Source organism: Pseudarthrobacter sp. RHLT1-30-1 (genome assembly GCF_059383415.1).
The window spans coordinates 26,363-45,475 of record NZ_JBWZCG010000017.1 but is presented as its reverse complement, the minus strand read 5'-3'; the positions used below and the strand labels follow the sequence as shown (position 1 = coordinate 45,475).

The 19,113-nt window shown below is 68.5% G+C and carries 17 protein-coding genes; 5 read left to right on the top strand and 12 right to left on the bottom strand.

All coding sequences use genetic code 11. From position 1 onward, the window contains the following. Positions 1-112: 112 nt before the first annotated feature. Positions 113-2,272: a DEAD/DEAH box helicase gene (locus AC50YM_RS13270; protein WP_494957421.1), complete on the bottom strand. Its 2,160-nt coding sequence runs from the start codon at positions 2,270-2,272 to the stop codon at positions 113-115. Positions 2,273-2,981: 709 nt separating this feature from the next. Here AC50YM_RS13270 and AC50YM_RS13265 point away from each other — a divergent pair. Further along, positions 2,982-3,449: a hypothetical protein gene (locus AC50YM_RS13265; protein ID WP_494957420.1), complete on the top strand. Its 468-nt coding sequence runs from the start codon at positions 2,982-2,984 to the stop codon at positions 3,447-3,449. A 19-nt stretch (positions 3,450-3,468) separates the two neighbouring features. On the opposite strand, the gene AC50YM_RS13260 is transcribed toward AC50YM_RS13265, so the two are convergent. Then, on the bottom strand, positions 3,469-4,119 hold the full coding sequence (locus AC50YM_RS13260; RefSeq protein ID WP_494957419.1) for an MOSC domain-containing protein: 651 nt from the start codon (positions 4,117-4,119) through the stop codon (positions 3,469-3,471). Positions 4,120-4,292: 173 nt separating this feature from the next. Between AC50YM_RS13260 and AC50YM_RS13255 the strand changes: the two genes are divergently transcribed. Next, complete coding sequence (locus AC50YM_RS13255; RefSeq protein WP_494957418.1) at positions 4,293-5,480, top strand: acyl-CoA dehydrogenase family protein; 1,188 nt, start codon at positions 4,293-4,295, stop codon at positions 5,478-5,480. An 8-nt stretch (positions 5,481-5,488) separates the two neighbouring features. Here the strand turns inward: AC50YM_RS13255 and AC50YM_RS13250 are convergent, their stop codons facing one another. From AC50YM_RS13250 to AC50YM_RS13225, 6 genes are all read right to left on the bottom strand, one after another. After that, positions 5,489-6,859, bottom strand: a complete 1,371-nt coding sequence (locus tag AC50YM_RS13250; protein WP_494957417.1) for a glycosyltransferase 87 family protein — start codon at positions 6,857-6,859, stop codon at positions 5,489-5,491. A gap of 68 nt (positions 6,860-6,927) precedes the next feature. Continuing rightward, the gene (locus tag AC50YM_RS13245; protein ID WP_494957416.1) at positions 6,928-8,361 is read right to left on the bottom strand and encodes an MFS transporter; all 1,434 of its coding nucleotides are present in this window, start codon (positions 8,359-8,361) and stop codon (positions 6,928-6,930) included. Continuing rightward, entirely contained in the window at positions 8,358-8,888 is a 531-nt protein-coding gene (locus tag AC50YM_RS13240; protein WP_494957415.1) for a winged helix-turn-helix transcriptional regulator, read from the bottom strand. The genes AC50YM_RS13245 and AC50YM_RS13240 overlap by 4 nt, the downstream gene beginning before the upstream one ends. Positions 8,889-8,950: 62 nt before the next feature. Then, complete coding sequence (locus AC50YM_RS13235; protein WP_494957414.1) at positions 8,951-10,219, bottom strand: glycosyltransferase 87 family protein; 1,269 nt, start codon at positions 10,217-10,219, stop codon at positions 8,951-8,953. A 6-nt stretch (positions 10,220-10,225) separates the two neighbouring features. Further along, a complete protein-coding gene (locus AC50YM_RS13230; RefSeq protein ID WP_494957413.1) occupies positions 10,226-11,422 on the bottom strand; it encodes a cystathionine gamma-synthase in 1,197 nt (398 codons plus the stop codon). A gap of 91 nt (positions 11,423-11,513) precedes the next feature. Then, the gene (locus AC50YM_RS13225; protein WP_494957412.1) at positions 11,514-12,899 is read right to left on the bottom strand and encodes a cystathionine beta-synthase; all 1,386 of its coding nucleotides are present in this window, start codon (positions 12,897-12,899) and stop codon (positions 11,514-11,516) included. Positions 12,900-13,177: 278 nt separating this feature from the next. Here AC50YM_RS13225 and AC50YM_RS13220 point away from each other — a divergent pair, with 278 nt between their 5' ends. Continuing rightward, positions 13,178-14,074: an ArsB/NhaD family transporter gene (locus AC50YM_RS13220; RefSeq protein WP_494957411.1), complete on the top strand. Its 897-nt coding sequence runs from the start codon at positions 13,178-13,180 to the stop codon at positions 14,072-14,074. Between the two features lie 135 nt (positions 14,075-14,209). On the opposite strand, the gene AC50YM_RS13215 is transcribed toward AC50YM_RS13220, so the two are convergent. Next, positions 14,210-14,641 (bottom strand): VOC family protein, encoded by a 432-nt coding sequence (locus tag AC50YM_RS13215; RefSeq protein ID WP_494957410.1) that lies wholly within the window; start codon positions 14,639-14,641, stop codon positions 14,210-14,212. A gap of 56 nt (positions 14,642-14,697) precedes the next feature. Further along, positions 14,698-15,081 (bottom strand): VOC family protein, encoded by a 384-nt coding sequence (locus tag AC50YM_RS13210; RefSeq protein WP_494957409.1) that lies wholly within the window; start codon positions 15,079-15,081, stop codon positions 14,698-14,700. Between the two features lie 178 nt (positions 15,082-15,259). Here AC50YM_RS13210 and AC50YM_RS13205 point away from each other — a divergent pair, with 178 nt between their 5' ends. Continuing rightward, positions 15,260-16,240 (top strand): DNA-3-methyladenine glycosylase family protein, encoded by a 981-nt coding sequence (locus AC50YM_RS13205; RefSeq protein ID WP_494957408.1) that lies wholly within the window; start codon positions 15,260-15,262, stop codon positions 16,238-16,240. Between the two features lie 150 nt (positions 16,241-16,390). Here AC50YM_RS13205 and AC50YM_RS13200 read toward each other — a convergent pair whose 3' ends face one another. Both AC50YM_RS13200 and AC50YM_RS13195 read right to left on the bottom strand, forming a co-directional pair. Next, on the bottom strand, positions 16,391-16,609 hold the full coding sequence (locus AC50YM_RS13200) for a putative endonuclease domain-containing protein (protein ID WP_494957407.1): 219 nt from the start codon (positions 16,607-16,609) through the stop codon (positions 16,391-16,393). A 424-nt stretch (positions 16,610-17,033) separates the two neighbouring features. Continuing rightward, positions 17,034-18,710 carry an AMP-binding protein gene (locus AC50YM_RS13195; RefSeq protein WP_494957406.1) on the bottom strand — a complete coding sequence of 559 codons (1,677 nt, stop codon included), beginning with the start codon at positions 18,708-18,710 and terminating at the stop codon, positions 17,034-17,036. A 101-nt stretch (positions 18,711-18,811) separates the two neighbouring features. Here AC50YM_RS13195 and AC50YM_RS13190 point away from each other — a divergent pair, with 101 nt between their 5' ends. Beyond that, positions 18,812-19,090, top strand: a complete 279-nt coding sequence (locus AC50YM_RS13190; RefSeq protein WP_494957405.1) for a putative quinol monooxygenase — start codon at positions 18,812-18,814, stop codon at positions 19,088-19,090. The last annotated feature ends 23 nt before the right edge of the window (positions 19,091-19,113 follow it).

Sequence of the window (19,113 nt, the reverse complement as noted above, 5' to 3'; positions counted from 1 at the left end):
GTCTCCCGGCACCCCCGGGCAGCCGGATGTGATCAAGGGAACTTAACGAAGAACGGGCCGGCTGTTGGGCCGGCCCGTTCTTTGGGTTGATCAGTTGCTTAGCAGCTGATGGTTACCACTTGTTGCGGGGCTTGAAGCCGCCTTCGGTGCGCGGCTTGCGGGCCGCGTCGGTGCCGACGCCGCGCTCGTTGCGGTCGCTGAAGGAGCGTCCGCCACGGTCAGCGGAGGACCGCTCGCCGTCGGTCTTGCGGAATTCGCGCTTGAAGCCGCCGTTGCCCTTGAAGTTGCCGCCACGATCCCCGCCGCCGGAGAACCCGCCGCGGCTGGCGCCCTGGCCGCCACCCTGGTAGCTGCCGCGTTCGCCTGAGGGCTTGCGGCCGTTGTCCAGTTCGAGGTGGATCAGCTCGCCGCCGATCCGGGTGCGGGACAGAGCCTTCAACTGGTCTGCACTGAGGTCCGCCGGGAGCTCCACGAGGGAGTGGTCCGCGCGGATGTCGATGCCGCCGATCTGGGCCGAGGAGATGCCGCCTTCGTTGGCAATGGCGCCCACGATGGAACCCGGCATAACGCGCTGACGGCGTCCGACGGCGATCCGGTAGGTGGCGTTGCCCTCGGTCAGGGTGCGGGTCGGGCCGCGTGAGCCGAAGCCGTCCTTGGCGCGTTCGCGCTTCTGGAATTCAGGAGCAGCAGGCAGTTCCTTGACCAGGAGCGGCTGGCCGCCCTGGGCCATAACGGCCAGTGCAGCAGCAATCTCCGAGGCGGGCACGTTGTGCTCTTCCTCGTAGGAGGAGATGAGGTCGCGGAACGCCGCAACATCCTCGGACTCGAGCGTCTCGGTGATGCGCTCGGCGAACTTGCCCAGCCGCAGCGTGTTGACCGTCTCGGCGGTCGGCAGGTGCATCTGCTCGACCGGCTGGCGGGTCGCCTTTTCGATGGAACGCAGCAGGTACTTCTCCCGCGGCGTCATGAAGAGGATCGCGTCGCCGGAACGGCCTGCACGGCCGGTGCGGCCGATGCGGTGCACGTAGGACTCGGTGTCATGCGGGATGTCGTAGTTGACCACGTGGCTGACGCGCTCGACGTCGAGGCCGCGGGCCGCGACGTCGGTGGCGACCAGGATGTCGATCTTGCCGTCACGCAGGGCCTCAACGGTGCGCTCGCGCTGCTGCTGCGGGATGTCGCCGTTGATGGCGGCGGCCTGGAAGCCCCGTGCACGCAGCTTGTCGGCCAGATCCTCGGTGGCCATCTTGGTCCGGACGAAGGCGATGACGCCCTCGAACGGTTCGACCTCGAGGATGCGGGTCAGCGCGTCGAGCTTGTGCGGGCCCATGACCTGCAGGTAGCGCTGGCGGGTGTTGGCGCCGGTCGTGGTCTTGGACTTGACCTGGACCTCGGCCGGGTTGTTCAGGTACTGCTTGGACAGCCGGCGGATCTGGCTGGGCATAGTGGCGGAGAACAGTGCAACCTGGCGGCCCTCGGGGGTCTGCTGGAAGATCTGCTCGACGTCCTCGGCGAAGCCCATGCGGAGCATCTCGTCAGCCTCGTCCAGCACCAGGTACTGGAGTTCGGACAGGTCGAGGGAGCCCTTGGAAATGTGGTCGATCACGCGGCCGGGGGTGCCGACAACCACCTGGGCGCCGCGGCGCAGGCCGGCGAGCTGGGGGCCGTAGGCGGAGCCGCCGTACACCGGGAGGACGGTGAAGTCATCGATGTGCTTGGCGTAGGAGGTGAATGCCTCGGCAACCTGGAGCGCGAGCTCACGGGTCGGAGCCAGCACCAGGGCCTGGGTCTTGCGGGACGGGCCGTTGAGGTCGTGGAGTTCGGCCAGACGGGACAGTGCCGGTACTGCGAATGCTGCAGTCTTACCGGTACCGGTCTGGGCCAGGCCCACGACGTCGCGGCCTTCGAGCAGCAGCGGGATGGTTGCTGCCTGGATCGGGGACGGCTTCTCGTAGCCGACGTCCTGCAGGGCAGCCAGCACGCGGCCGTCGATGCCGAGGTCAACGAACTTGACGCCCTCATCTTCGTCCTCGTCCTTGGCCGGGGCGGCCTTGGTCTCGGCTTCGGTGTGGGTGTCGGCCGGCGGCGCGGTCTCGGCCGCAGCGTTGGTGTCTGCCTGCGGCGCGGTCTCGGCTTCGGCCGGAACCTCAACGGGAGCAGGAGCCTCGGTGAATACCGGGGCGGAGCCGGCTGCGGGGGCAGCCGTTTCAGAAGTCTCGACGTCGCTCTGAATGGTTTCGGTTTCGACGGAGTTGTTCTGATTTTCGGGCATAGGTGAAATATCCTCATCCATAGGGGCCAAGCGGCACAACCCGAGGTGAGCGGAGCCGCAGTACGCGTGACGCTAAATCGCCGGGCATACTTTGACCGGCCGGTCACATAGAAGCCCGGCGCTTTCGCAATCCCGTGGCAGGACTTCCCGCTGCAACTCTTGGCTGCTATCCCAGCAGTCTGTACAGCGTTTTCTTTAGCCGGCTCTCCCTATGAAAATGCCCGCATCTCAATTGCGCGGGCCCCAACACTTACCAGTCTTGCCTCAAGAATTGGGCAGGAAATAAGGGATTTCCGGAGTGGGGGATATTCCAATTGTAGGGCATGGAGCCGCGCATTGGTAACCCGGGGGCCCGCGACGGCGGTGAGCTTGCGCACACGGGCAGCTGTTCCGGCGCCCCGGGGCGTCGGAAGCAATCCTGGATCCGGCCGGGGCGCTCCTGCTGCCCGTGAAGGTCGATGAAGCCGATGAGCTCACCGTTCGTCACAGCACTCAGCCGGATTAGCAGCCCGGGCGGGTTCCCAACAAGTTCACTCCAGAAGGCCACATGTTCGTCCCGGCTGAGCGTCGAATTCCATCAGGCGTCGCGGCAGAAGACCGGATCACGAGTCCAACCAGCCAACGTCAGTGCATCGTTGGTCTGCATCGGCCCGAAGGGAGACCGCATTGATGAAGTCATGGAAGGGTTGCGGGCCGTAGGGTGTGGTTCATGGCAAGGTCGATAATGTCTTCGCGCAGCGGTAAGGGAACCCGCGGCCGCCGGTTCAAGAAGCTTCCCGTTCCCGTCTCAAAGCTCCGCTGGGCGCTGGGGCGCAGGCTGATCTTCGCCGTCCCCGTCGGCTTCTATTTCGGCGGGAGGCTGAACAATGCCCTCAACGCCGATGAGTCCGGTTCGGGGACCACCGCCGCGATAGTCGTTGGCATGGGGCTGTCCTTCGCCCTTTTCCTCGCGATCATCTGGCTCCTTGGCCGCAGTCGCCGGGCAGCGTTCGTCGCATCGGGCGGGGACCCCAATGCCACCGGCGTGCTGCTGTTCGGCGCAATGGCCCCCCGCCGGCCGAACACCCGATCACGCGGACACCACGGCGGCGGCGGATCCGACGGCGGATCCGGCGACGGCGGGGACAGCGGAGGAGGAGACAGCGGTGGCGGGGACGGTGGCGGCGGTTGCGACTGACTCCGTCGGGCTGCTGCGCCTAAAGCGCGCTGCGCTCCAGCTTCTCGAACTCCAAGCGGTACTCCGGCTGGAGCCGGATCTCACCATCGGCGTCCGCGTCCCGCAGGGCCTCCATGTCCGCGACCGTGGGATCGCTGAACCACTTGCCGACCGTAACCCCATGGGTCGGCATGAAGATCCGGTGAATGTGGTCCCCCGCCTGGATGCTGCCGACCCGCACCACCCGCAGGTAGGCACCCACCCGCCCGGCGTCGCCGAACCGTTTGACCCAGTGCGGTTCCTCCATTCGGCGCTGGAAGGTGGCGCACGGGGTGCGCGGCGAGGTCACCTCGACTTCGACGTCGAGTCCGATCTTCCAGCGTTCCCCGATCAGGGCGTCGGTGACGCTGAGCCCGGCGACGCGCAGGTTCTCCCCGAAGATCCCCGGCGGCAGTTCGCGGCCGAGCTCCGCGGCCCAGTAGTCGGCGTCGTCCTGGGAGTAGGCGTAAAGCGCCTGGTCCTCGCCGCCGTGGTGGACGCGGCTGGCCTGGATATCGCCGTGCAGTCCAAGCGTGTGTACCTTGACCGGTCCGGCCACGGGCCGTTTGTCGATCGCTGTCACCCCGACACTTCCGGGATCGCTCAGCAACTGGTGTACCCGGCAGATGGCAAGAACAGAGGCGGTGTCCATGGCACCAGTGTAGGCCTGGGCCCCCGGCCAACGCTCCAGCCCGGTTGCTTTCCCCCACGGCCGCCGACACGCCGGCGCCACCGGCGTGTCGGGCAGGGTCAAAGGCGGGTGGCCGGGAGTAACCGGGCTGCAACGGGCAGGTCCCCGCCCGCAGGTGAACGTAGGATGCTCAAATGAGCCGTGTTGAAGCAACAGATGTGTCCGATGTCCTGGCGATCGATTCCCTGCTGAGCGCCGGGGAGCTGGCCCTCCGGGAACGGGTCCGCGATTTCACCGACCAGCGCATCCGCCCGGGCATCGCCGGCTGGTACGAGGACGGCGTCTTCCCGCTCGAGCTGGCCCCGGAACTGGGCGAACTCGGCGTCCTCGGCATGCACCTGGAGGGCTACGGCTGCCCGGGCCGCTCCGCCGTCGAATACGGCCTCGCGGCGCTGGAACTTGAAGCCGGCGATTCCGGCATCCGCACCTTCGTCTCCGTGCAGGGCTCGCTCGCCATGACGGCCATCCACAAGTGGGGCTCCGAAGAGCAGAAACAGGAATGGCTCCCCCGGATGGCCGCCGGCGAGCTGCTCGGCAGCTTCGCGCTGACCGAGCCCACCGCCGGCTCGGACCCGGGCTCGATGAAGACGTTCGCCCGCCGCGACGGCACCGGAGAGGACGCCGGCTGGATCCTGGACGGCGCCAAACGCTGGATCGGGCTCGCCTCGGTGGCGGACGTGCTGGTGGTCTGGGCGATGACCGACGACGGGGTCCACGGCTTCCTGGTCCCCGCCGGCACCCCGGGGCTCACCGCCACGCCGATCGGGCAGAAGCTCTCGATGCGTGCCTCGATCCAGTGCGATGTCACGTTCGACGGCGTCCGGCTGGGTCCGGAAGCGCTGCTCCCGGCAGCCCGCGGCCTGCGCGGCCCGTTCAGCTGCCTTAACGAAGCGCGCTACGGGATCGCGTGGGGTGCAATGGGCGCGGCCCGGGACTCCTACGAGGCGGCCTTGAAGTATTCCCGGGAGCGGCTGCAGTTCGGCAAACCGCTCGCCGGCTACCAGCTGACCCAGGAGAAACTGGTGAACATGCTGCTGGAGATCCAGAAGGGCACCCTGCTGGCACTCCAGCTGGGCCGGCTCAAGGACGCCGGGAAACTGCGGCCCGAGCAGATCTCGCTGGGCAAGCTCAACAATGTGCGCGAGGCGATCACCATCGCCCGCGAGGCGCGGACCATCCTGGGCGGGAACGGGATCACCCTGGACTACTCGCCGCTGCGGCACGCCGCCAACCTTGAGTCTGTGCGCACCTATGAGGGCACCGATGAGGTCCACACCCTGATCCTGGGCCAGCACATCACCGGCCTGGCCGCCTTCCGCTAGCGGCGACGTCAGGCGCTGTCGTCCCGGCGAAGGTCGAACGCCGCCGTCAGGGAACCGCGCCGCAGGACCAGAAGCCTGCACACCATGATGGCCAGGGCGCAGAAGACCCCGGCGCTGGAGGCCATGATCCAGAGCCCCGGCGTCTGGATGTCCAGGTTCTCGGCACCGAGCGCCGTGCCGATGGTCTTCGGGGAGAACAGGAACACCAGCACGGACGCACCCAGGGCTCCCCCCATAAGCCACCGCATCCCGCGGTAGCGCTGCGGCGTCTCACGCAGCGTCCATGCGAAGGCCGGAAGAACCGCCGCAACCCAGACCCAGTGGTGGGACCACGAGACCGGGCTGATCAGCAGCATGGTGAGAGCCGTCGTCGAGATGGCGACCACACGCGCCCCCTGGTCGCTGGCGGTTTTGATGATTCCTGCGGCCAGCACGACGACGAGCAGGCTCAGCCCCAGCCAAGGGATGGTGACGGTCGCTTCGGAAACGCCGAAGTGCAGCAGGGCGCCCTTGATGGAGAGGTTGTCGACGTAACCGGCGCCGCCGATCCGGGAGGTGTCCGGCAGGATTTCCAGCCAGAACTGCACGGACTCTGCGGGCCGCAGCAGGAACCCGACCAGTACCGTGGACGCGAAACCGGCGCCCATGTTCAGCAGCCCTCGCCAGTCCTTGCGCACCAGGAAGTAGAGGCCGAAGACCAGCGGGGTGAGCTTGATGCCGGCCGCGACGCCCACCACGAACCCGCTGCCGGGAAAGCCCCGGGTCCAGCGCGGGTTGCGGGCCAGCAGGTCGGCGGCCATCAGGCCCATCAGCAGGATGTTGATCTGGCCAAAAGCCAGGGTCTCGCGCCACGGGCCCAGGTTCAGCACAGCCAGGACGAATACCGCCGCCGCCAGGCGGTTGCCCGGGGAACGGAAGGTGCTGCGCCAGTCCATCCGTGCGTTCCAGTAGCGGACGGCGCGGACGGCAACCCAGACCGCCACCACGGCACCCGCGGTGTTGAAGAGGGCCAGGGCGAGCTTTTCCGGAAGCCGGGCCAGGAGGCTGAACAGCAGGGCGGCAAACGGCGGGTAGGTGAACGGCAATTCGGGTCCGCCGGCCCAGGCCACGGTTAGCCCGTAGAGGTCTGACGCCGCAGGCCCGGCCTCGTTGAGGATCTTGCCGCCGTGCCAATACACGCTGAAGTCCAGACCCTGTTTGCCCCAGGCACCCAGCCAGTGCCACACCAGGTAAACCACGACGGCCAGAGCCAGGACCGTGGAGAACCGCAGCAAGTGCCGGACAGGCAACCGCTCGAGCAGCCGGACCGGCGCGGGCTGCGGTTCCGTCGCAGCGTCCTGAGCCGTGGCATGCCTGTTTTCGGCATCGAGCAGTGACATGGATCCCCCAGTTGGTGTCGTCGAGGGCCGGCCGCGGGCCGGATCCCCGCTGTCATCCTACCGAGCCGCTACGCCGGAACCGGGACCGGGTCCTTTTTGCTGGCGTCCTTGCGGATGGTTGCACTGATCACGGCTGCGATGGTGCACATCGCGGCAGCGCCGAACCAGGCGTAGGTGTACTGCCCGGTGGCGTCCCGGATGGCGCCGGCGCCGAGCGCCGCTGCAGCCGCACCGAGCTGGTGGGCGGCGAAGACCCAGCCGAACACCACGCTGCCGTCCGCGCCGAACACCTGGCGGCAGATGGCGGCGGTCGGCGGCACGGTGGCGACCCAGTCCAGCCCGTAAATCACCACGAACACGATCATGCTGGGCTGGACGGTGGCGCTGAGCAGCAACGGGAGGACCAGCAGGCCGATGCCGCGGAACTGGTAGTAAACCGCGAGCAGGATCCGGGGATTGAAGCGGTCGGTCAGCCAGCCGGAGGCGATCGTCCCGACGATGTCGAAGATCCCGACGACGGCGAGCAGGCCCGCCGCGGTCGTCTGGGACATGCCGTGGTCGTGGGCGGAGGGGATGAAGTGGGTGCCGATCAGTCCGTTGGTGGTGGCGCCGCAAATCGCGAACCCGGCCACGAGGGCCCAGAACGTCCGCACTTTACTGGCCCGCTGGAGCACCTGCAGCGCCCGGACGGCGGCGTTGCGGCGGGGTCCTGCCGCGTCGGCTGCTGGGGCTGCGGCTGTGGCTGTGGCTGTGGCTGGAGCTGGGGCTGCGGCTGTGGCTGTGGCTGCGGCTGAGACCGGTCCGGACTTCGGCACCGGCCCGAACGCCCTGTCCATGTCCGGGTCCGGGTCCGGTTCCACCTCCGGCTCGGCACCGTACGGCAGCACGCCGGCCTCGGCCGGCGAGTTCTTCAGGAACTTCAGCACCAGCGGCACCACGGCGAGGGCGCCGGCGGCAATCAGCAGTGACGCCTGCCGCCAGCCCGGATCCTGCGCGAGGGCGGCCATGAACGGCAGGAACACCAGCTGCCCGGCGGCGCTGCCGGCGGTGAGGATGCCGATGACCAGCCCGCGGCTTTTCGCGAACCAGGTGTTGGCAATCGTCGCGGCGAAGACCAGCGCCATGGACCCGGTGCCGAGTCCGATCAGCAGCCCCCAGGTCAGCAGGATCTGCCAGGACTCGTTCACCAGCACGGTCAGGGCACTGCCGGCCCCGATCAGCACGAGCGCGACGGAGGTGACCGCACGGATGCCGAAGCGTTCCATCAGGGCCGCGGCGAACGGCGCGGTCAGGCCGAAGAGCACCAGGTTGATGCTGACAGCGGCCGAGAGCACGGTGGTGGACCAGCCGAATTCGCTTTGTAGCGGCACCATCAGCACCCCCGGCGCGGCCCGGAATCCCGCGGCGCCGACGAGCGCAAGGAACGCGACGGCGGCGACGACCCAGGCCGGATGGATCCTTCGCCGGTGAGCGGTCAGCTGGCCGGTTTTGGGGGCGCTCATGCGGCAGTTCCGTTCGCGAGGGTGGTGCCGGTGGAATCTGTCGGGGCGGCTGCCAGGGGCACGGGGTCCGGCGTGCGGCTGAGGCTGTGCCAGCTGGTGTTGTGGGCCGTGAGCCGTTCCCCGCAGACGGTGCAACTGTCCGCGGAGGTGGTGGGTTCACCGCAGCCCGTGTGGATCACATACATGTGGGCCCGTTCGGAGGGTGCCGGCAGATGCTTTTCGGCCCATTGCACGACGGCATTCAGCACCGGCAGGGCGTCCTCCCCCTTCACGGTGAGGACATACTCCTGGCGGGTGCGGCCGCCGTCGTCGTACGGCTGCCGGGTCAGCAGGCCGGCGTCGACGAGCGCCGCCAGACGTTTGGTGAGCACAGAATCCGCGACCCCAAGCCGGGCCCTGATGGCATCGAACCGGCCGTTGCCGAAGAAGACCTCCCGGAGGACGAGCATGCCCCACGGGTCGCCGAGGATGTCCAGGCCGCGGGCCATGCTGCAGGTCCGCTGGGACCAATCTGATCGAAGTGCCATGCGAACAAACTAGCTGACTATCTTCAAGAAAGCCATACCTGCGCGGAAAGCACGGGGAGGTGTCAGCGGAGCGCGGCGCGGGAGGGCCGGTAAGCAAGGGCCCAGTAAACCAGCATCGCGATGCCGCACAGCACACCGAGGCTGGCCACGATCAGCTGCCACTGGGTCTCCGGGTCCTTGCCCCACTCGGCCGCCCCGGCCATCACCGCCAGGTACTTGGGCGTCAGGTAGAAGGCGAGGGCTGAGAACGCGACGATGATCCAGCCGGCGAGGCGCATCCGCCCGTTCCGGGTAGGCACCCGGTGGATCGCGAAGCCCATGCAGGGCAGCGCCACGGCCATCCACACCCAGTGGTGGGACCAGGACACCGGACTGACCAGCAGCATCAGCACGGCGGTGGCGGAGACGGCGACGAAGTTCTCGTCCGCAGCCACCGCCCACGCGATCACGAGGGCGGCAACTGCGGCCAGCGCCAGGGACAGGACCAGCCACAGCAGGCTGGTCAGGCCCGAATCCGGCAGGCCCAGGTGCAGCAGCAGGCCCTTGACCGAGAGGTTGTCCACGTAGGCGGGCCCGCCGATCCGTCCGGTGTCCGGCAGGATCTTGGTCCAGAAGGTGAGCGAGGCGGCGGGCAGCATGGCCCAGGCCAGGGCGATCGAGCCGAAGAAGCCCGCCGCCATCCAGCCGAGGGCCTTGAAGTCGCGGCGGACCAGGAAGTACAGCCCGAAGGCGAGCGGCGTCAGCTTGATGCCGGCCGCGATGCCGATCAGCAGTCCCGCGGGCCAGCGGATCTCCCCGGCCCGGGCTTTGCCGTAGAGCGCGAAGTCGGCCAGGATCAGGCCCATCAGGATGATGTTGATCTGACCGAAGTCAAAGGTGTCCCGCCAGGGTCCCAGCAGCAGGATCGCCCCGGTGCCGGCCAGGGCCACGGCCCGGAACCGCCAGTCGGCGAAGGCATTCCGCCAGCCGCCGAGGCGGAAATAGTGCCGGGCCAGCCAGGCGGACACGACGCCGGCGCCCAGCAGTGCGGTGCTGGTGAACACAAACCCGCCGCCGCCCAGGCCCAGCGTCGCCATGGCCGCGAACAGCAGCGCCGCGAACGGCGGATAGGTGAACGGCAGACCGTCCCGCACCGCGTAAAGCTCGTTGACGCCGGCCTCACCGGTCTGCAGCACCCGGTTACCGCCGTAAAAGTAGACCTCGAAGTCGTTCAGCAGCGGATCGTAGGCCCAGTACAGCACCACCAGGGCGACGACGACGGCGAGCGCGCCGGCCGCCGTCGCGAACCAGCCGCGCCTGGTGGAGGGGATGGCCCTGGTGGTGGTTGTCACGGGTGCTTAGCTGCCTGACCCGCCGGCTGCGATCTGGGAGAAGGCCTGCTCGAGGTCGGCGATCAGGTCCTCAACGTCTTCGATGCCGCAGGAAAGCCGGATCAGGTTCACCGGAACGGCCAGTTCGGTGCCCTTGACCGAGGCATGCGTCATTTCCGAGGGGTAGTTCATCAGCGACTCGATGCCGCCCAGGGACTCCGCGAGGGTGAACACGGAGGTGGATTCGGCCACCTTGCGTGCCGCCGCCTCGCCGCCCTTGAACTGCACGGAGATCATTCCGCCGAACTTCTTCATCTGCTTCTTCGCGAGCTCGTGCCCGGGGTGCGAGGGCAGCCCCGGGTAGAGCACGGCCTCGACCTCGGGGCGCTGCAGCAGCCACTCGGCCACGGCCTGGGCGTTGTCACTGTGCCGGTCCATCCGGACGCCGAGGGTCTTGAGCCCGCGGGTGGTGAGGAAGGCGTCCATCGGGCCCGAGATGGCACCGACGGCGAACTGGACGAAGCCGATCTTCTCGGCCAGCTCCGCGTCCTTGACGATGACGGCGCCGCCGACGACGTCGGAGTGACCGCCGATGTACTTGGTGGTGGAATGAACCACGATGTCGGCGCCGAGCGCCAGCGGTGTCTGCAGGTACGGCGACGCGAAGGTGTTGTCCACCACGAGGAGGGCGCCGGCGTCGTGCGCAACCTTGGCAAGGGCCGCGATGTCGGTGATCTTCATCATCGGGTTCGACGGCGTCTCCACCCAGACGAGGCGGGTCTTGTTGGCGGCCACCGCGGTGGCGACGGCGTCGAGATTGGACATGTCCACCGGGGTGTTGCCGATGCCCCACTCCCCCAGCACCCGGCTGATCAGCCGGTAGGTGCCGCCGTAGGCGTCGTTGCCAAGCACGATGTGGTCACCCGGGCGGGTGAGGGCCCGGATCAGGGAGTCCTCCGCGGCCAGGCCCGAGCTGAAGGAGAACGCGGCGGTCCCGCCCTCCAGCGCGGCGAGCTGTTCCTGCAGGGAGTCACGCGTGGGGTTGGTGCCGCGGCCGTACTCGTAGCCGGCGCGCAGCACGCCGATCGCTTCCTGGGCATACGTGGTGGAGAAGTGTACGGGCGGCACAACGGCGCCGGTGCGCGGCTCGAAGGCCTGGCCGGCATGCACGGCGCGGGTGTTGAAGCCTGCCTGTGGCGCGGCGGAGCTTTCTGGCAAAGACATGTGCGTTCCTTTCGGCCGGTGGCCGGGCCCCCTCCGGGGAGGGGTCCCGGTGTCCGGGTCGGTTGCTGCGGTCAGTTGCTGGTTGCTGCGGTCAATTGCTCAGGTAGGCGAGCAGGTCGTGGCGGGTCAGGATGCCCACCGGGGCGCCGACGAACGTCACCATCAGGGTGTCCGCCTCGGAGAGCAGCTCGCGGGCCGTCGAGATCGATTCGAGCGAGCCGATCACCGGCAGCCGGGCCCCCATGTGTTCGGAAATCTTGTCCGAGAGTTTGGCCTCGCCGCGGAACAGCTTCGCGGTCAGGGTGCGTTCGTCCACGGCGCCGAGGACCTCGCCCATCACCACGGGCGGCTCCTGGGACAGCACCGGGATGTGCGAGACGCCGTACTCGTTCATGATGTTGATGACGTCGCGGACGCTCTCGTTGGGGTGGATGTGGACGAGGTCCGGCAGCTCCCCGGTCTTGGCCTTGAGGATCTCGCCCACGGAGGCTTCGTCGCCGCTGGCCAGGAAGCCGTAGGAGCGCATCCACTGGTCGTTGAAGATCTTGGCGAGGTAGCCGCGGCCGGAGTCCGGCAGGATCACGACGACGACGGCGTCATCCGGCAGGTCCTTGGCGACCTGCAGGGCCGCGACGACGGCCATGCCGGAGGATCCGCCCACCAGCAGGCCTTCCTCGCGGGCGAGCCGGCGGGTCATCTCGAAGGAATCGGCGTCGGTGACCGCGATGACGTCGTCGGGGACGGCCTTGTCGTAGTTGGCCGGCCACATGTCCTCGCCGACCCCCTCGACGAAGTACGGCCGGCCGGTGCCGCCGGAGTAGACCGAACCTTCCGGGTCGGCACCGATGATCTTGACCATGCCGCCGTCGGACTCGGCACGGTGCGCGGAGACTTCCTTGAGGTACCGGCCGGTGCCGGTGATGGTGCCGCCGGTGCCGGCGCCGATCACGCAGTGTGTGATCCGACCGTCGGTGTCGCGCCAGATTTCCGGGCCGGTGGTTTCGTAGTGGCTGGCCGGAGCGGCCGGGTTGGAGAACTGGTCGGGCTTGTAGGCGCCGGGGATCTCGGTGACGAGCCGGTCCGAGACGCCGTAGTAGCTCTGCGGGCTGTCGGGCGGAACGGAGGTGGGGGTCACCACGACCTCGGCGCCGTAGGCCTGGAGCACGGCGCGTTTGTCCTCGCCCACCTTGTCCGGCACCACGAAGATGCAGCGGTAACCCTTCTGCTGGGCCACGAGGGCCAGGCCGACGCCGGTGTTCCCGGAAGTGGGTTCCACGATGGTGCCGCCGGGCAGGAGTTTGCCGGTGCGTTCGGCCTCCTCGATCATCTTGACCGCGATGCGGTCCTTGATGGAACCGCCGGGGTTCAGGTATTCCAGCTTCACCAGGACCGTGGCCCCGATGCCGTCGGTAACGTGGTGCAGCTTGACGAGCGGCGTATTGCCGATGAGGTCCAGAACGGACTGGGCGTACTTCATAGGTACAAAGTTACCGTCTCCGCCCGGCAGTGGCCGCCGCAGGGCGCGCCGTGGCCGGTTCCGTTGCGGTTCCAGGGTGAGATTGCGTGGCAGGGTCCGTTGGGCCTGGTGCGAAGATTGGTCGGTGACGGGCTGGCGCTGGCTGCAGAGACTGAAGAGCTATTTGCTCCCCGCCGGCATGCTGCTGGCCGGGTGCGCTGCGCTGCTCACCGGCCTGTTGCCCGGGCCGGCGTTCCAGGGGCTGGCTGCTGGTCATCGGTCTGTCCACCCTCTCGACCGTGTTCCTGTCCCTGGTCACGACGGCGGTGCTGGCGACGCCCGTCGTCGTACTTCTGGCCCTTCACGCCCGGATCCCGCCACTGCCGTTCGCGCTGACCACCATCTGGCTGGCCAACTCCGCCTCCCTGCTGCTGCCGGTGTCGAACCTCACCAATCTGCTGGCGCAGGACCGGCTCCGGCTCAGCCCGGCAGCCTTCGCCAGTCTCGTCTGGGCACCGGCGCTGGTGGGGATCCTGGTCCCGATCGGGCTGCTGTGGCTGGCGTTCCGGAAGGACCTGGCCGGACGCTATGGGCCGCAGCGGGTCCGCCCGGTAAGGGACCGCAAGCTGCTGTACGCGGCGTCGGCGGTGATGGTCCTGCTGTTGCCGGCGCTCGTCTCCGGCGTGCCCGTGCAGGTCCCGGCGGTGGCTGCGGCGGCGGTCCTGCTGGGGCTCTTCCTCTGGCGCCGCCGCTCGGCCCTGCGCTGGTCCATGGTTCCCTGGCGGCCGCTCATGCTGACCTCGGGGTTATTCCTGGTGGTGGAGGCCCTGCACGCCAACGGCCTGACGCGGCTCCTTTCCGGCGTCGCCGGCTCCGGCGAGAGCCTTCCGGCGCTGCTGCAGCTGGCGGGCGCGGGCGCCGGAGCCGCAAACGCGGTGAACAATCTGCCGGCCTACCTGGCGCTGGAACCTTCAGGAGGCTCTCCGGTGCGGCTCGCGGCGCTGCTGATCGGGGTGAACCTCGGCCCGCAGGTGACCCCATGGGCATCCCTGGCCACGCTGCTCTGGCACGAACGGCTCCGCACCCTGAACGTCGAGATCCGCTGGGGCGGGTTCGCCGTCGCCGGCCTGGCTGCCGTCGTGCTCACCGTCCCGCCCGCGGTCGTGGCGCTCTGGCTCAGCACCGGAATGCACTGAGCGCGGGGCGCGGGGCGCGGGGCTGGGGTGCTCGGGTTAGCCCGGGCCCGGCGTCGGGCCGGGCGGGGCGGGGCGGGGCGGGGCGGGGCGGGGCCGCAGGCGGGGCCCCAGTCACCCGGGCCCCCGCCACGGCTATTAGGCGCCGATGTCGTTCGTTCCTGCGGCGGTGCCGGCCGGCTCCCCCGCGGAGACCGCGTTCTGCCAGAGGCCCAGGATGTTGCCCTCCGGGTCCCGGAAGTAGGCCGCGAAGCCCATGCCCATCACGGCCTGCTTGGCCTGGACGGTGCTGCCGCCGAGGCTGCCGATCTTCTCCAGGGCCGCGTCGATGTCCTCCACGTCCACTGTAATGACGGGGGTCTTCAGCTCGCCTTCCCTGGCGAACATTCCGCCGTTGATCGAGCCCGGCTCCGCCGGCATGCCGGATTCGTCGGCGGGCGTGGTCATCACCATGCTGTAGCCGATGTCGGGCATGGTCGTAATGGCCCAGCCGAAAGCCGATTTGTAGAATTCCCGCGCCCGTTCCTCGTCGTCGGCGGGGATCTCGAAGTGCACAACGCGTCCAGTCATGTGAGTCACCTTTTCTCTGCAGCCAGGGCGCGGGCGGTCCACGCCACAGGAGGATCTTAGTCCCGTGCGGCGTTCTGCCACAGGCCCACGATGTTGCCCTCAGAGTCCTTGAAGTACGCGTTCCAGCCCATCCCCGGAACCTCCATCTTTTCCCGGAACGTCGATCCGCCCAGCGCCGCTATCTTCGCCAGCGCGGCGTCGATATCGTCCACGTCAATGGTGACCACCGACGATTTCAGTTCCCCTTCCCGCTTGAACAGGCCGCCGTTGATGGAGCCGGGCACCGAGGGCCGGCCCTGTTCGTCCATCGGGGTGGTCATGGCCAGGCTGTACCCCATCTCCGGCATGGCTTCAAAGCCCCAGCCGAACGCCGAACCGTAGAACTCCCGTGCGCGGTTCTCGTCGTCCGCGGGAATCTCGAAATGTACTCCACCGGTCATTACATTCTCCTGGTCATAGGGATTCGGTTGATAAGGATTCGGGCCTCAGGGCAGGCGCAGGCGATCGCGCCACAGCCGGAGTCTAGTCCCGGCGCCGCCGGCGGTTAAGGGCCCAACGGCCCTCTCTGCGCAGGCCCGGGGCGCGGCGATGGTCAGCCGTTCGTGGAATCATTGTCGGATGACCATTGCAGATGTCCCCGCCGGCCTGGCTGCCGCGGCGGACGCCTCCCTGCGGTGGCATCCCGGCGGGCCTTTTGATCTGTCCCGGACGGTCGGCACGCTCCTGCGGGGGCACGGCGATCCGTCCATCCGCCCAGCGCCGGACGGCGTGTGGATGGCCTTCACGACTTCCGCCGGGCCGGCCACGCTGCGCCTGACTGCGGCCGGTCCGCCGGCGGACCCCGCCGTCGAGGTCCAGGCCTGGGGACCGGGAGCCGCCGCGGCCGCCGACTCCGTGCCCCGGATGCTGGGCCGCGACGACGACTGGTCCGGCTTTGACGAGCCAGCGTTCCACGCCACGCTCCCCCGGATGGTCGTTGAGGCCCGACGCCGCAACCTCGCCGTGCGGCTGCCCGCCACGGGCCGGCTGATTGACTCCCTCGTCCCGACGATTCTGGAGCAGAAGGTGACCGTGATCGAGGCCCGCCGCGGCTACCGCTACCTGATGTACCGGTTCGGGACGCCCGCCCCGGGTGCCGGCACGGTCGCCCCGGCAAACCTGCTGGTCCAGCCCACTGCCGAGCAGTGGCTGCAGATCCCGTCCTGGGAATGGCATCTGGCCGGGGTGGGTCCGCAGCGTTCGGCGACCGTCATGCGCGCGCTGCGTTCCGCCGTCGCGCTGGAACGGCTCGCCGCGCTCCCGGCCGCGGAGGCATCCGCGAAACTGCAGACGATCCCCGGCGTCGGCGTGTGGACCGCGGCGGAGATCGTGCAGCGCACGCATGGCTGCCCGGACTCGATTGCGGTGGGCGACTACCACCTCGCGGCCTATGTGGGCGCGGCGCTGACCGGCCGCCGGACCGACGACGCCGGGATGCTGCGGCTGCTGGCGCCGTGGGCCGGGCACCGCCAGCGGGTTGTCCGGATGATCGGCCTCAGCGGCTTCCGCAAACCAACCTTCGGTCCGCGGATGACCATCCAGGACCACCGCCGCCACTAGCACCTCCCGCGGCCCCGGCCCCCGGCCCCTCCCGCCCCTTAGCCCCTCCCACCCTTAGCCCCTCCCACCCCTACCAACGCGGGGTCACTTCCGGCCCATCCCGGCCGAGGTTATCGGCGCGATGTGACCCCGCGTTGCTTTGAGTGGGGGTCAGACGCGGGGGAGCCGGGCCCTTTTGATCCGGCCGATGACGCCCTCGAAATCCTCGGCCAGATCGTCGGCGTTGACTTTGAAGTACGACCAGCCCGCCTGGTGGAACGCTTCGTCCCGCCGGTTGTCGCGGGACTGCTGGACGCGCGTGAGGTGGGGCGGGGTTGGACCGCACCCGGTGGCCCGTGACACCGGCCCGGCGGACCCGGGGCAGCCCATGCGGTTTGCTGAGGTGGATGGTGGCGCAGCCGCCCAGCCACGGCGGGAGTCCCAGCAGGGTCAGGACGGCGGCGGTTTCGTGCGAAACCCAAGCACCGGGCGTGGCAGCGGCCAGGACGCGGGCACGCTCGATGATCTCCAGCTGCCGGCCGGCGGGCAGGTAGATCAGGCGGCCGCCGTCGGCCAGGTCACGCGCCCGCAGGCGTTTGGCCGAAACCCCCAGCGCGCGGGATTCGTAGAGCGTGAACGGCGTCTGGGCGAGGCTTCCGGGGAGCGGCGAAATGCGGACCATGCGCTCCATTGTGGCCTCGAAGCGGGACCGGCGCAGAGGTTATCCACAGGCCCGCGCCACCGTCCGCAACGCGGGGTCAGGTATCGCCCATCCGGGCCCAATTTATGGGCGCGGAGTGACCCCGCGTTGGGGTTAGAGGCCGAGGCGGGAGACTGCTTCCTGCCGCATGTCGACCTTGCGGATCTTGCCGGAGACGGTCATCGGGAAGCTCTCGCGCACGTCCACATAGCGCGGGATCTTGTAGTGCGCCAGCTTCCCGCGGCAGAACGCGGCCAGGCCGGCGGCGTCCAGCGGGGCGGCACCGGGCTTGAGGATGACGCAGGCCATCAGTTCCTCGCCGTACCTGGCATCCGGAACGCCGATCACCTGCACGTCCTGGATGTCGGGGTGCGTGTACAGGAATTCCTCGATCTCGCGGGGGTAGACGTTCTCGCCGCCACGGATCACCATGTCCTTGATCCGGCCCTCGATCACGATGTAGCCGTCCTCATCCATCCGGGCCAGGTCGCCGGTGTGCATCCAGCCGTCGGCGTCAACCGCCTCGGCGGTCTTGTCCGGCTGGTTCCAGTACCCCTTCATCACGGAGTACCCGCGGGTGCACAGCTCGCCGATTTCGCCGCGCTGCAGCACCGCCCCGGTCATCGGGTCCACCACCTGACTTTCCAGGTGCGGCATGGTCCGCCCGACACTCTCGGTGCGCTGGGCCATGGTGTCCACGCTGCGGGTCATGGTGGAGACCGGCGAGGTCTCCGTCATGCCGTAGCAGATCGCCACATCGGACATGTTCATTTCCGAGATGACCCGGTTCATCACCTCGATGGGGCACAGCGATCCTGCCATCACGCCGGTGCGGAGCGTTGACAGGTCGTAGGAGGCGAAGTCCGGCAGCGCGAGTTCGGCGATGAACATCGTGGGCACCCCGTACAGCGACGTCCCGCCGAAGTCCTGCACGGCCTCCAGCGCCGCGGCGGGAGTGAACCCGCGCCCCGGGATGATCGTGGCGCAGCCGTGGCTGAGCGCGGCCAGGTTCCCGATCACCATGCCGAAGCAGTGGTAGAAGGGCACCGGCAGCACCACCCGGTCGTGCTCGGTGTACTCCAGCAGCTCGCCGATCGAGTAGCCGTTGTTCAGGATGTTGTAGTGCGAAAGGGTGGCCCCCTTGGGGAAGCCGGTGGTGCCGGAGGTGTACTGCAGGTTGATCGCGTCGTGCGGGTCCAGCCCGGCCATCCGTGCCTTCAGCTCAGCGTGGGGGACGTCGTCGGCCCGCTTGAGCAGTTCCGCGAAGGTCCGCTCCGCCGCTGTTTCCGGGACACCGGCTGCGAGGGCCGGCAGGCCGGCGTCGGGGAGGAATACCAGTTCGCGCAGCTCCGGGCATTCGGCCAGCGCCTGCCGGGCCATGCCGGTGTAGTCGCTGTTGGGGTCCGACGGCGCCGAGACCAGCATCCGCATGCCGTTCTGCTTGACCACGAACTCCAGTTCGTGGCTGCGGTAGGCAGGGTTGACGTTGACCAGGATCGCCCCGGCCTTGGCCGTCGCGTACTGCAGGATGGTCCACTCGGCGCAGTTCGGGCTCCAGATGCCGATCCGGTCCCCCCTGGCCACACCCAGGGCGAGCAGCGCGCGCGCCAGGCGGTCGACGTCGTCGTTCAGCTTGGTGTAGCTCCAGCGCCGGGCCTCTTCGCCCGGCACTGCCGCGGCCTCGATCAGGGCGTCGTGGTACGGGAACCTGGCCACGATCCGTTCGAAATTGTCGCCGATGGTTTCCTCGAGCAGCGGGACGTCAGTGTCCCCGGCTGTGTATGAAAGCATGGTGTGACGCTACCAACACTCGGCCGGCAAGAGAAGACTAAAGCTTGGATGTCCTACGAAATCTTGGGGACATGAAGCCGCGGCCCGGTAGGGTGAAAACCATGAGTGCACCCATTGACCTTCAGGCCATCTTCATTCCCAACGACGGCGAGTTCTTCCGCGTCAAGCTCGCGCTTGAGATCGCGATTGACGACGTCGCCTCCGAACCCGGCTGTATCCGGTACGAGCTCACCGAGGCCAGCGAGGACCGGCTGGTGCTGACCGAACAGTGGGCCTCGCAGGAGGACCTGGACAAGCACTCGAAAGGCACCGCAGTCCAGGACCTTAATGAATCCCTGAGCGCCCTGCTCGCCGAGCCGGTCAAGATCGTCAAGCTCTAACCGCGCCGAGGGCAAAGACAACC